A 13,730-nucleotide genomic window follows, 5' to 3' on the forward strand; every position below is an offset into this window, starting at 1 on the left:
ACAACGCCTTATGCAGTTCTCTTTTCAAAAGGTAGTTAAAGCTAAGTTTAGTTCTATATCAGCCGCCGCCATTTTTATTTTTTCCGCTTCGGCACACTCTATGACCGTAGACAATGAATTGCCCGATCTAGGCGCATCGGCTTTAAGTACATTATCGATAGAAAAGGAGAAGCAACTAGGCAACATCATTTTTGACCAATTGAGAGGCCAAACCGCTATTTTGCAGGATCCTATTATTATTGAATATATTAATGATCTGGGAAATAGATTAGTGGCGAAGTCAAATGATGTAAATTTCCCATTCACTTTTTTTGGTGTTAACAACAGTCAAATAAATGCCTTTGCTTTTTATGGTGGTTATATTGGGATACATACTGGCCTCATTGCAAAGTCTGAAAATGAAAGCCAACTCGCTTCAGTAATAGCTCATGAAATTGCTCACGTAACACAACGACACCTTGCAAGAAGCAAAGAAGCGGCATCAAATAGAGCTCCTTTAACACTAGCGGGAATTGTAGGCTCTATCATTTTAGCCGCCGTTAGCCCTCAATTAGTTATGGCTTCTATGATGGCAACAACTGCGGGTACGCAGCAAGCCATGATCAATTATACAAGAGGTAACGAGCAAGAGGCAGATAGAATTGGCATGAATATACTGGCTAATTCTGGTTACGACCCATATGCAGCTGCTGAATTTTTCACAAAACTACAAGAACAAGTGCGCTACAAAAGTGACATTCCTGCATTTTTAATTACCCATCCTCTTCCTGATACGCGTGTTACCGATGCAAGACTTCGTGCTCAGCAATATGAAAAAAAGTTCTATACCGACTCACTTGATTTCTTATTAGTAAAAGCTCGTATAGATGCAAGATATGTAAAAAGCCAAGCTGATAACTCAGACACAACAAATTTAGTAGATAGAATAAAAAAGACGAGTGGTAATAAACGGTTTGCGCTTCAGTACCAGTTACTCCTTACCCTAGTAGATAATAAGAAAATTGATAAAGCATTTGAAATATGGGAAAAACTTAACGAATACGCACCTGGCAACTTATTCCTTTTAGATACCTACTCTGACCTTGCTATAGCTGCGGAGACACCTGAAGTTGCGCTTGATGCCTTAGCAAAGGCTTATAAAAACAAGCCTAACAACTACGTGGTAACATTAAATTACGCCAACGTCGCATTAGATGCTAAGCAATATGACAAAGCGATTGAGCTATTAGAGTATTTCTTATTAAAAAAGCCAAACGATTTATTAGCCACTCAAATGTTAGTTGATGCATACAAAGACGCTAAAAATATGGCAAAATACAATATCACTAAAGGTGAGTTATACGCACTCATGGCTCGCTACAACGAAGCTATTACATTTTTAGATAGAGCGTTAGCAATGATGGGTAAAACTGATAAAGCCGAAGTAAGCCGAATTCAAGCGTTAAAGTACCAGTACCGAGAACGCCAGCAATATATAAAAGACATTAAAGGAACCATTTAATGACCGTTACTATTTTCCACAATCCAAGATGCTCAAAAAGCCGACAAACATTAGAGTTACTAAAGTCGAATGATGTGGAGCCAAATATTGTTGAATACCTAAAAACGCCCCCTACATCTGCTGAACTTTCTAACATTATTAAAATGCTTGGCGTAGATATAAGAGATATTATTCGTACCAAAGAATCTGAGTATAAAGAAGTAGGCGCTGATAATAAGAGTTTATCCGACTCTGAGTTGCTATCGATTCTAGCATCTACCCCAAAATTAATAGAACGACCTATCGTGATTAACGGAAATAAAGCAGCTATTGGACGACCTCCAGAAAACGTATTGAGTATTCTTTAATGTCTCAGCCATTTGTTTTAGTTCTTTTCTATTCCAGACATGGATCTGTTTTGAATCTTGCGAAATCAATAGCCAAAGGTATTGAACAAACAGGAGTCGAAGCTCGTATCCGAACGGTTATTGACAGTGATGATCATTGCTCAGATTATCCTGCAGTAGATACCGACGATGTTAAAAACTGTATTGGACTTGCAATGGGTAGTCCCTGTCATTTCGGGATGATGTCGAGTTCGTTAAAAAAGTTTTGGGAATCCACGTCTAATCATTGGATAAGCGGAGAGCTAATTGACAAACCAGCCGCAGTATTTACCTCTAGCTCAAGTTTACATGGTGGCAACGAAAGTACTTTACTAAGCATGAGCTTACCCTTATTACACCATGGGATGATGCTATTAGGGGTACCATACTCAGAGCCTGAGTTGCATAAAACCGACTCTGGTGGCACGCCCTATGGAGCCAGCCATGTTTCAGGCTTGTCGTTATCTAATGAACTAAGCGAATCTGAAAAACGTATTGCTATAGCATTAGGGATACGTTTAGCAAACACCGCAAAATTAATGAATACTAACCAGGCGACATAGTTAAATAAAATGCAAAAACACAACGCAACAGCTACAGACTTTCAAACCGCACCGATGGCAACTTTTGTAAAGAAACTACAAAGGTTAGGTTCCTTTGGTTTCTTTGGATTAGTAATTTATTATCCTATTTTATTTACCTTGCTTGATACTGCTGGTAATTCTTTATCTTATATAACGTTAGTATTATTTTGGGTGCCATTACTTTTTGCCGTTAAAGGTATTTATCAAGGTAATCCATATACCTTTGCATGGAGTAACTTTGTCATTATGTGGTGCTACCTTCATGGCCTCACAGCAATATGGACGTTTGAAGGTAATAAACTATTTATCGTTATCGAGCTGATTTTACTCACTGCTGCTTTTATAGGTAACACCTATTTTGCCCGCTTCAGAGGCAGAGAGATGGGCTTAGCTTTGCCTAAAATCAAAGAATTAAAAGAACAAGAGAAAGCTCAGTTTGAAGGTAACATAAAACCCAATAACGAAGAGTCAGTTATCAAACCAAACATTGAAAAGTCTGACAAATAAGGCAGCTTTTAAACCTGCAATTGAAGTGTGTTGATTACCTATCTGAGATGCTTATCCTGCAGGTAAATTAAACTAAAAGTTCAGATTATTCGTAATGAGGCTATTATTCATTATTAAAAATGACTCATGGCCTCTAATTATCTATATATATTCGACAACGACTTACGGACGAGCTATTTACCTGTCCTCTCTCAATTTATAAAAGAAATCAACGATAGCGGGCATGGAGAACTTCAATGCGCCTACCTTTTTGATCCAGAAGATTTAAAACCCAAGAATTTTCAGTCTGCGTTAATCAGTCCTGCTAAATTAAAACTAATTTGTGAATCTCTAAAAGAGCTAGGACAAGTCTTAGCCAACAAAGGTATTTTATTAGACATTTGCATTGGTAACAAAAGTGCTAACCTTGGTAACCTAATTAAAAAATATAATGTCACTTGCTTAGGCTACTCTTCGCCAACAGGCAGTTACGAACGTGAATTATACCGTAATGCCGAAATTGAAGGCTTAACGGTTCACAACGACTTCCAAACGTCGTTATTCAACAAAGCTACATTACCATTTGCAATAAATGACTTACCAGCAACCTTCACTCGCTTTCGAAAAGTTGTTGAAGCTTTACCTCTCGATGAGTTATTTACTCACTATCAAAAGCTACCTGAGTTATCTCACAAAACTAATTGCGCCATGCAATTGCTGGCCAACTTCGAAGAGTCTTATTTATCACTGAACCAAACGCCTGCTTTTAGCTATGCGTTAGACACCGCAAACAAGCTTAAGATCGAATTTAGTGGTGGTGAAGGTTTAGCGGTGCACCATATGAACAATTACTTTTCTCTCACTTCGCCTAGTGTATATAAAACAACGAGAAACTTTTTAGACAATTGGACAGCATCAACCAAGTTCAGTGCTGCTTTGTGTTTAGGCAACATATCTCCTAAACAAATTTGGCGAGAGATTGTAAAGTACGAGTTAAAAAACGGCAGTAATGAGTCTACATACTGGATTAAGTTTGAGTTATTGTGGCGTGAGTATTTTCATTGGTATGCCGCAAAATACAATGAAAAACTATTCCACTTTTCAGGGATCACACAACAAAAACCCCTATCAAGCTTTTATCCAGAACGGTTTCGCAAATGGATTGACGGTGCAACACCCTCTCACTTTATAAACGCTATAATGAATCAATTAAAAACAACGGGTTATATAAGTAACCGGGCGAGGCAACTAACCGCAAGCTACTTTGTAAATGAGCTAAACATAGATTGGCGTTATGGAGCCGCTTATTTCCAGTCACAATTAATTGACCATGACGTTGCTTCTAATTGGGGAAACTGGCAATACTTAGCGGGTGTAGGCTGCGATCCTAGAGGGAAGCGTAAATTTAATATCGAGAAGCAGCAAAATTTATACGACCCAAACATGTCCTATATTAATAAATGGATTTCTAGCGCTACAACGTTGCCACTAGACAGTGTTGACTATGTTGATTGGCCAATAGTTAATGAGGAGCCTTAAACGTGACGTCATATTCAAAGCTACGGTTAATTTTAGGCGATCAGCTGAACGCAAATCACAGTTGGTATAAAAATAAAAATGAAAGCACACTCTATTTAATCGCAGAGCTTCACCAAGAGCAAAGCTACGCTAACCATCATATTCAGAAAACGCAGGCGTTTTTTAAAAGTATGGAGTGTTTTGCTCAAGCTCTAAAAAAATCAGGTCATCGGGTATTGCACTTAACCTTAGATGATACTGTTGGCTATACCTTAGTGGAACTAATTGAGCATTTAATTTCGAAACATAAAATAAGCAATTTTGAATATCAGCAACCTGACGAATATAGACTTTCGGCTCAACTTGAAGTGCTCAATGAAGATAAAAACTTAAATGTGACGGTTGATTCAACAGAACATTTTTTTATCGAGCATACAAACATAAACAAATACTTTAAACCCGATACCGCTCATCGAATGGAAGCCTTTTACAGAAAACTTCGGGTTCAGTTTGGAATACTGCTTGATGAGGCTGGTCAACCTGCAGGAGGAAAATGGAATTACGACGGCGCCAATCGCAACAAAATGAAACCAGACGAAATTAAACAGGTGCCACAACCCCTTCTGTTCTCAAATGACGTAACAGACATCAATAAACGAATAGAAAAGCACGGCGTAAAAACCATAGGTGTTGGTACAGACCGATTACTATGGCCAACATCAAGGTCGCAAGCCAAAGAGCTTTTGCAATTTTTCTTAGATCAATGTTTATGCAACTTTGGGTATTTTCAAGATTCTATGACTCATGATAGCAATAAGTCGAAGTCATCACTTTGGAGCCTATACCATTCTCGAGTTTCGTTTGCATTAAATGCAAAAATGATTTCGCCAGCATACGTTATTGATCAAGCGATAAAAACTTATCGAAATAATGACAATATTTCAATTGAGCAAATAGAAGGTTTTATCCGTCAAATATTAGGCTGGCGTGAGTTTGTCCGAGGAATATATTGGATAAATATGCCTAGCTATAAAACTCAAAATCAACTCAACGCTAAAGGTACGCTACCAGATTATTTTTGGACAGGTGAAACCAAAATGAATTGCATGCACCATGCAATAACACAAAGCCTTAATTACGCTTATGCCCATCATATTCAGCGTTTAATGGTTACAGGTAACTTTACCTTGCTTACCGGTATTAACCCTGATGAAGTAGATGACTGGTACTTAGGTATTTATATTGATGCTATTGAGTGGGTAGAGTTACCTAACACAAGAGGCATGAGTCAGTTTGCCGACGGTGGTTTACTAGCCTCCAAAGCCTATGCGTCAAGCGGCAATTACATAAACAAAATGAGTGATTATTGTAAGTCTTGCCACTATGACGTTAAAGAAAAGGTAGGTGACACGTCTTGCCCATATAACAGTTTATATTGGGGCTTTATGAACAAACATGAAGGCAAGTTTGGCAATAACCCAAGGCAAGCTATGGTTTACAAAAATTGGCATAAAAAAGATGGATACGAACAACAAGCAATATTGAAGCGTTACAACTGGTTGCTCAACAACTTAAGCAATTTATAAAACGATTTGTTAGTTGGTAGTTGGGTAGTTGGTTAGTTGGTTAGTTGGTTAGTTGGTTAGTTGGTTAGTTGGTTGGTTAGTTGGTTGGTTGGTTGGTTGGTTGGTTGGTTGGTTGGTTAGTTGGTTAGTTGGTTAGTTGGTTAGTTGGTTAGTTGGTTAGTTGGTTAGTTGGTTAGTTAATTGGTTAATTGGTTAATTGGTTAATTGGTTAATTTAGATCTAACCATTTTAAAATTTCACACCAAACAAAAAAGGGCTAAAAAGCCCTTTTCTTTATTCAGATATTAACGTCAATAAATAGATTATTTAATTGTCGCTAACAAAGTATCGTCTAAACCTTCATTTACGATTCCGATAACCGCATTACAATGCTCTAGCGTAAACTCGCCGTCGGCAATTTGTTTATCAAGCTTGTTACGACGATCAGATACTGTATTTTGGATAGCCTTTTTATCATCTTTATCGATGTTTAGTTTGGCTACTTTAGCGTCTAGCTTCGCGAAATAAGGATACAAAGTACCTTCCGCTTTGTAGGCTTCTGCTCGTGTACTTGGGTGGAAATCTTCACAAGCATTTAAATTCATTAAATAAAAATTTAAATATGTAGAAACCGTAATTAATTTATAGCTTTGGTTTTCTTCTGCATTAACTTGACTTGCCATACTGCCGAACACAATTGTCGCTGCCGTTATCAATGATAATAAAGTTTTTTTCATGCGTTTTTATCCCTAACATAATACTAGATAGACTTTAAAGTAAACGTTCCCAAACATCAAACAATTTAGAATGATATACTCTTATCTTAATACTTTCACTATGTGTTTTAGAAAGCACATATGTAACACTTTTGTTTTTTTTATCATCAGTTATCCCCCTTTAATCACGTTACAACTTGACCCTAGAGCTAATATGTGATTTCTTACACGTGTTGATCTGAATAGACAACACTAAACAACAAAAAAATAAACGCCCATTAGAGGCTAAAATTCCACGGGAATTAATAATGAAAAAAAGATCACTAGTAAGCCAAGCTATTAACTTAGCTTTAGTAACGGGTCTTTCTTTGAGTGCGCAATCTGTGTTCGCCGCAGATGAAGTAGTTAAAGAAGACGTAGAAAAAATCACAGTAACCGGCTCTCGTATAGCCAAAACAGAATTATCTTCTCCGACGCCTGTTTTAGTTATAGGTCAAGCTGAAATCGCACGGTTTGGTACACCAGATTTAGGTAGCGTACTTGCTGAATTACCAGCTATCGGTGCAACAAACACATTATCAGGAAACGCGAACAGCAACTCAGCAGCGGGTCAAAGCTCGGCTGATTTACGTCGTCTAGGTGCAAAACGCTCTCTAGTACTGGTAAACGGTAAACGTCACGTAGCAGGCTCACCTGGTTCATCTACTGTTGATTTATCAACTATACCTGCCGTACTTATCGAACGTATTGAAATCATTACTGGTGGCGCATCAGCGATTTATGGTTCTGACGCGGTAACAGGTGTAATTAACGTTATTTTGAAGCGCGACTTTGAAGGCCTAGAACTAAATGCAACTGCAAGCCGTTCAACTGAGGGCGTAGCAGCAAACAACCACACTGTAAGCATCGTAGGCGGTACATCAAGCGACCGTGGTAACGTGACTTTCTTTGCTGGTGTTGAGCGTATTGAAGAAACAATGTCAGCTGACATTCGTCAACTTAATAGCTGGGGAACAATATCAAACCCTGAAGACGGCGGTGAAGATGACGGTATTTCTGACCGTCTACGTGTACCGAATGTTGGTTCAGAAATGATCAACCGTTTTGGTGTTATCAATCCGTTTGGTGGCGACCGTTTCACATTTGACGATGCCGGTAACGTTATCGAACAGTGTGAGCGCATTGGTACGAACAGCTTTGCTTTTGGCCAATTACCAGCAGACTGTAAAACAGGCTTCATGACTGAAGATTACGAAAACATCTACCCATCGGTAGAGCGTTTCTATGTTGGTTCAACAATGAACTATGAAATTACTGATCAAGTAAGCTTCTTCGGTGACTTCAAATACAACTCAGCAGAAATCAAACAGCAGTTCCAACCTAGTTTTGATTTTGGTGGCATAGATATTGATGTTGAAAACAATGCGTTTTTATCTGACGAAGCACGCACGCGCTTAGGTGGAACTGGCGTAGTTCCTATGTCCAAGTTCTTTGACGAACTTGGTAACCGCTCTGCAGCAAACGAACGTGAATTATTCCGTGCAGTTGCAGGCTTAGACGGTTACTTCACACTTAGCGATACGAACTTTGATTGGGAATTATTTTACGTTTACGGTGAAACAAACAACGTTCGTGTAACAGAAAATGACCTAATCCCAGGGAACTTCGCAGCGGCAGTCAATTCTCAAATTGGTGCAGATGGTCAAGCAGAATGTGTAGACCCAACAGCTGGTACTGTTGACGCAGGTAACTGTGTTGCATACAACCCGTTTGGTTTTAACAACGCTTCTGAAGCAGCGAAAGATTGGATCTCTGCTGACGTAACACGTTCTGACCAAATCACTCAAGAAATCGTTGGCGGTTCAATCGCGACAGATACAAGCGAGTTCTTCTCTTTTCAAGGCGGCGCGATTGGTTTTGCAGCTGGTTTTGAATACCGTGAAGAAACGTACACGACAGTTACAGACGAGTTAACTAAGTCTGGCGCGTTATCAAACGCGGCAACTCCTGATGAGTACGGCGATTACGACGTAACAGAAGGTTTCGTTGAAATTAGCTTACCACTTCTTGCTGAAGTTGATTTTGCTTATGAGTTAACACTTGATGCGGCATACCGTACGGCTGATTACTCACACGCAGGTTCTGCTGATTCCTGGAAAGTTGGTTTAATGTATGCACCGATTGAAGATGTACGTATCCGTGCAACTGTTGGTGAAGCAGTACGTGCACCTAACTTAGGTGAAGCATTTAGCCCACTTTCTCCTGGTTTCGGCCGTGTTTCTGATCCATGTGATGCAGACAACATTAACGAAGATCCGGATCGTGCAGGTAACTGTGCTGCGTTAGGTATCCCAGCTGGATTCGAAGCAAACGATAACGTATCTGTTGATACGCTTTCAGGTGGTAACCCTAACCTGTTCTCAGAAACATCAACATCAACAACTGTTGGTATAGTATGGGCACCTCAGTTCATAGAGAACTTCACGGTAACGTTAGATTACTACGACATCGAAATCGAAGATGCGATCATTTCAGTAGCAGTGCAAGATATTGCTGATAACTGTGTTGACGCAACTGGTGGTCCAGATGAGTTGTACTGTAGCGCGATTGACCGCGATCCAACGACTAACGACATTGACTTGGTTCGTTCTGGTTTCTTAAACGCAGCGGCACTTAACGTGAGTGGCATTGAGTCTGAAATCAACTACAGAACTTCGTTAGAAGGCTTCGAATTACCAGGTGAATTATCTGTTAAGTTATTCGTATCTAAACTAATCGAATTAGAGCAGTTTGAATTCCAAGACCGCCCGGACGAAATTAACGTTGAACACGGTGAAGTAGGTGACCCTGAGTTACAAGTACGTTTATCTACTAACTACCGTTTAGACGATTTATTAGTTAACTGGACAATGCGTTCAGTCGAGCGCTCTGTAACTTATGATGTATCTCCAGGTGGTGGTTCACCAGAAGATGCTTACCCGTACTGGGTTCCTTCAATCGTTACTCATGACTTCTCAGCTAACTACATCTTAAATGATAATGTTCGTTTTGACTTTGGTGTACGTAACGCATTTGATAAGTTACCTCCGGGTTACACTATCAACCCAATGTACGACATCGTAGGTCGTCGTATCTTTACTGGTGTTAACGTTAAATTTTAATTTGACGCTACTCAGATTTAAAGGTCGCTTCGGCGGCCTTTTTTATTACCTTTAAATTGACCCGTCCTAAATAACGTTGACACTTTTCAATCAATAAATTGGAGAGTGTTATGAAAACAACCACTAAACGTACTCAAAAAGATTATACCCTCGCTTTTAAATTATCTGTTGTCGAGCAGGTAGAAAAAGGTGAAATGACCTATAAAGTTGCCCAAGACTTATATGGAATTCAAGGTTGTTCAACTGTTTTAGTTTGGCTTAGGAAGCATGGTCGTCTAAATTGGTCTAAGGGAACACCTAAGTTCCTAACACAAGGGCCTATTATGGAAAAACCTGAATCGACATTAACCCCAGAGCAGAGAATAAAGCAACTCGAGCAGCAACTGGTTGAATCCAAACAAAAAGCCGACTTCTTTGAGGCCGTTGTTAATGTATAGGAGACAGACTATGGAGTACGTGTTGTAAAAAAGCCCAAGGGCAAGTAATCCGGAATAAAGTGATACCGGGCCTAACAGTCACTCAAGCGTGCCTTTATCTGGGGATTTCACGCCAAGCTTTATACCAACGTGGTAAAAGACAGGCTGCTCAAAATAAACACGAAGCGTCCGTGCTTGAACAGGTTAGAAATGAACGGCTTGTTCACCCTCGCATTGGAGCACGCAAACTCAAGTACCTACTTAACCTTAAAAATATTTTTATTGGTCGAGACCATCTCTTCAACTTATTAAGAGATAAACGGCTGCTTGTCAGCCCTAAAAGAGCCTACCATCGAACAACCAATAGTCACCATAGGTTTCATTGTCACCCCAATGTAATAAAAAATGGTTATTCGGCTGTGCAGCCCGAGCAATTGTGGGTGGCCGATATCACTTATCTGCCAACACGAGATGGTGAGTCATATGTAAGCTTAATCACTGACGCATTCTCACGAAAGATCGTGGGATACCAGGTTGATAGTCATATGAAAACAAACTCAGTCAAAAAAGCTTTTACTAGCGCCCTGAAACAGCGAACAAAACAAGGAGACTTGATTCATCACTCAGACCGCGGAGTTCAATACTGCTCTGCGGAGTATCAAGGTCTGCACGAAAAGTACGGAGTGAAGTGTTCGATGACAGATGGATATGACTGTTATCAAAACGCCTTAGCTGAACGGATTAATGGAATACTCAAATCTGAATATCTGTTACACAAACCAAAGGATTTAGATGAAGCAAAGAAAATGGTCGCCGAGTCAGTAGCGATCTATAATCAAAAGAGGCCACACTCGGCCTTAAAATACAAAACGCCCGATGAAGTTCATCGAGCGTTTTAAAAGAAATAAGTGTCAACCTATTTCAGGACGGGTCAAAACTAACCTTAAGCTTAGTTTCTTAACGTTTTTATTAGCTCAATTTAGACATTGCGTCATTTAATGTTTGGCTTGGACGCATTGCTGCAAAACCCTGCTCATCTGAAGGCTTATAGTAGCCGCCAATGTTCATCGCAGCACCTTGAACTTCATTCAGTTCAGTTACAATTGAATCTTCGTTAGCAGTTAGGTACTCAGCAAGCGCTTTAAATGTTGCTTGAAGATCAGCATCATCCGTTTGCGCCGCTAATTCTTGAGCCCAGTAAAGTGCTAAGAAGAAGTGAGAGCCACGGTTGTCTAACTCATTCACTTTACGTGACGGCGACTTGTTGTTGTCTAAAAACTTAGCGGTCGCTTTATCTAAGGTTACAGATAAAACTTTTGCTTTGTTGTTACCAACTGTGTTTCCTAAATGCTCATAAGAAGCCGCAAGCGCTAGGAACTCACCTAATGAATCCCAACGTAAATGGTTTTCTTTTTCAAACTGTTGTACGTGCTTAGGCGCTGAACCACCTGCACCAGTTTCAAACAAACCGCCGCCGTTCATTAGAGGGACAATTGATAGCATTTTAGCTGATGTTCCTAACTCTAAAATAGGGAATAAATCAGTTAAATAGTCACGTAATACGTTACCTGTTACAGAAATCGTATCTTCGCCCTTCTTGATTCTATCTAGTGTGAAACGAGTCGCGTCTTCAGGCGCTAAGATACGTAGGTCTAAACCATCTGTATCGTGATCTTTAAGGTATGTATTTACCTTTTTGATCAATTGAGCGTCATGTGCGCGGTTTTCGTTTAACCAAAATACCGCTGGCATACCAGATAAACGTGAACGATTTACTGCTAATTTAACCCAATCTTGAATTGGTGCATCTTTAACCTGACACATACGGTAGATATCGCCAGTTTCAACAGCGTGTTCAAAAACAACATTGCCGTCTTGGTCTGTTACTTTAACAGTACCATTTGCTGGGATTTCAAACGTTTTATCGTGTGAACCATACTCTTCTGCTTTTTGAGCCATAAGTCCAACGTTAGGTACAGTACCCATAGTTGACGGATCAAAAGCACCATTTTCAATACAGAATGAAATAGTTTCTTGGTAAACACCTGCATAACAACGATCAGGAATAACTGCTTTCATATCTTGAAGCTTACCTTCCGCATTCCACATCTGACCTGATGTACGAATTGCAGCTGGCATAGATGCATCAATAATTACGTCTGAAGGTACGTGTAAGTTTGTAATACCACGATCTGAGTCAACCATTGCAATATCAGGTGCAGTTTCATAAACCGCCATAATGTCTGCTTTGATTTCATCTTGCTTCGCCGCATCTAATTTTTCAATTTTTGCGTAAACGTCGCCTAAACCATTTTTAACATCAACACCTAGCTCTTCAAAAGTAGCTGCATGTTTTGCAAATACGTCTTTGTAGAAAACCTTAACGATATGACCAAAAATGATTGGGTCAGAAACTTTCATCATCGTTGCTTTAAGGTGAGCTGAGAATAAAACTCCTTGCTCTTTTGCGTCTGCAATTTCTTTTGCTAAGAAGGTATTTAACGCACTTACGCTCATGAACGTTGCATCAACAACTTCACCGGCTAATACTGGAACTGAGTCTTTTAAAACATTTGATGAACCATCAGTGCCAACAAACTCAATTTTTAGTGAGCCGTCTTTCGCAATAGTTGTCGACTTTTCACTTGCAAAGAAATCGCCATCGCTCATATGTGCTACGTGAGACTTAGATGTCTTTTCCCACTTACCCATTGAGTGTGGGTTTTTCTGCGCGTACTGTTTAACAGCACCTGGTGCACGACGGTCAGAGTTACCTTCACGTAAAACTGGGTTTACTGCTGAACCTAATACTTTAGAGTAAGCGGCTTTGATTGCTTGCTCTTCATCTGATTTCGCTTCTTCAGGAAACTCAGGAAGTTTAACACCCTGTGCTTGAAGCTCTTTGATAGCCGCTTTTAATTGCGGAATAGAAGCTGAGATATTAGGAAGCTTAATAATGTTCGCTTCTGGAGTTTTAGCAACTTGACCTAAATATGCTAAGTCATCGTTTACTCGCTGATCTTCTGGCAGAAAATCGGCTAAGTTAGCAATAATTCGAGCAGCTAGTGAAATATCACGAGTTTCAACTTCGATACCAGCTGTTTTGCTGAACGCTTCAACAATTGGTAAAAATGAATAGGTCGCCAATGCTGGCGCTTCATCTGTTTTTGTGTAGATGATTTTTGATGTCATTTAGATTCCCTACATTTGCAGTGAGTTTGTCGTCCGAATAAGTATAGCGGACGATTATCTGAATATAAGTCTGAATTTTGGTTGTGCATACTATAAAATACCGGTACTTAAAGAAAGACCTTTATCTATAATAGCGCTATGAAAACTGTAAAAAATAATGCCCAACGTCAAAATGTGGGCAAAAACACAAATAATCAACGATTTGGTAAAAATAAATCGTCTAATT

9 protein-coding genes and 1 pseudogene are annotated in these 13,730 nt (G+C 39.5%); 8 read left to right on the plus strand and 2 right to left on the minus strand.

Annotation, left to right across the window (positions count from 1 at the left end; all coding sequences use genetic code 11):
- Window positions 1-10: 10 nt before the first annotated feature.
- From bepA to ABD009_RS01745, 6 genes are all read left to right on the plus strand, one after another.
- Window positions 11-1,501, plus strand: coding sequence for a beta-barrel assembly-enhancing protease (gene bepA / locus ABD009_RS01720; protein WP_343822306.1), 1,491 nt, complete (start codon window positions 11-13; stop codon window positions 1,499-1,501).
- Entirely contained in the window at window positions 1,501-1,848 is a 348-nt protein-coding gene (gene arsC / locus ABD009_RS01725) for an arsenate reductase (glutaredoxin) (protein ID WP_343822307.1), read from the plus strand. Before bepA ends, arsC begins: the two co-directional genes overlap by 1 nt.
- Complete coding sequence (locus ABD009_RS01730; RefSeq protein WP_343822308.1) at window positions 1,848-2,429, plus strand: NAD(P)H-dependent oxidoreductase; 582 nt, start codon at window positions 1,848-1,850, stop codon at window positions 2,427-2,429. Before arsC ends, ABD009_RS01730 begins: the two co-directional genes overlap by 1 nt.
- A gap of 9 nt (window positions 2,430-2,438) precedes the next feature.
- On the plus strand, window positions 2,439-2,957 hold the full coding sequence (locus tag ABD009_RS01735) for a DUF2069 domain-containing protein (protein ID WP_343822309.1): 519 nt from the start codon (window positions 2,439-2,441) through the stop codon (window positions 2,955-2,957).
- Window positions 2,958-3,083: 126 nt separating this feature from the next.
- Window positions 3,084-4,475 (plus strand): DASH family cryptochrome, encoded by a 1,392-nt coding sequence (locus ABD009_RS01740; protein WP_343822310.1) that lies wholly within the window; start codon window positions 3,084-3,086, stop codon window positions 4,473-4,475.
- A gap of 2 nt (window positions 4,476-4,477) precedes the next feature.
- Window positions 4,478-6,040: a cryptochrome/photolyase family protein gene (locus ABD009_RS01745; protein WP_343822311.1), complete on the plus strand. Its 1,563-nt coding sequence runs from the start codon at window positions 4,478-4,480 to the stop codon at window positions 6,038-6,040.
- A 302-nt stretch (window positions 6,041-6,342) separates the two neighbouring features.
- On the opposite strand, the gene ABD009_RS01750 is transcribed toward ABD009_RS01745, so the two are convergent.
- Complete coding sequence (locus ABD009_RS01750) at window positions 6,343-6,756, minus strand: hypothetical protein (RefSeq protein ID WP_343822312.1); 414 nt, start codon at window positions 6,754-6,756, stop codon at window positions 6,343-6,345.
- A gap of 287 nt (window positions 6,757-7,043) precedes the next feature.
- Here ABD009_RS01750 and ABD009_RS01755 point away from each other — a divergent pair, with 287 nt between their 5' ends.
- Complete coding sequence (locus ABD009_RS01755; protein WP_343822313.1) at window positions 7,044-9,896, plus strand: TonB-dependent receptor plug domain-containing protein; 2,853 nt, start codon at window positions 7,044-7,046, stop codon at window positions 9,894-9,896.
- 110 nt (window positions 9,897-10,006) lie between these two features.
- Window positions 10,007-11,211, plus strand: a pseudogene (locus tag ABD009_RS01760) (IS3 family transposase).
- Between the two features lie 70 nt (window positions 11,212-11,281).
- Here the strand turns inward: ABD009_RS01760 and ABD009_RS01765 are convergent.
- A complete protein-coding gene (locus tag ABD009_RS01765) occupies window positions 11,282-13,504 on the minus strand; it encodes an NADP-dependent isocitrate dehydrogenase (RefSeq protein ID WP_343822314.1) in 2,223 nt (740 codons plus the stop codon).
- Between the last annotated feature and the right edge of the window lie 226 nt (window positions 13,505-13,730).

Origin of the sequence: Psychrosphaera haliotis (assembly GCF_039523615.1) — a bacterium.
GTDB lineage: Bacteria > Pseudomonadota > Gammaproteobacteria > Enterobacterales > Alteromonadaceae > Psychrosphaera > Psychrosphaera haliotis.

Coding starts and splice junctions, on each gene's coding strand:
- ABD009_RS01750 (WP_343822312.1), bottom strand. CDS start 6,756: ATGAAAAAAACTTTATTATCATTGATAACGGCAGCGACAATTGTGTTC.
- arsC (WP_343822307.1), top strand. CDS start 1,501: ATGACCGTTACTATTTTCCACAATCCAAGATGCTCAAAAAGCCGACAA.
- ABD009_RS01755 (WP_343822313.1), top strand. CDS start 7,044: ATGAAAAAAAGATCACTAGTAAGCCAAGCTATTAACTTAGCTTTAGTA.
- ABD009_RS01730 (WP_343822308.1), top strand. CDS start 1,848: ATGTCTCAGCCATTTGTTTTAGTTCTTTTCTATTCCAGACATGGATCT.
- ABD009_RS01765 (WP_343822314.1), bottom strand. CDS start 13,504: ATGACATCAAAAATCATCTACACAAAAACAGATGAAGCGCCAGCATTG.
- ABD009_RS01735 (WP_343822309.1), top strand. CDS start 2,439: ATGCAAAAACACAACGCAACAGCTACAGACTTTCAAACCGCACCGATG.
- ABD009_RS01740 (WP_343822310.1), top strand. CDS start 3,084: ATGGCCTCTAATTATCTATATATATTCGACAACGACTTACGGACGAGC.
- bepA (WP_343822306.1), top strand. CDS start 11: ATGCAGTTCTCTTTTCAAAAGGTAGTTAAAGCTAAGTTTAGTTCTATA.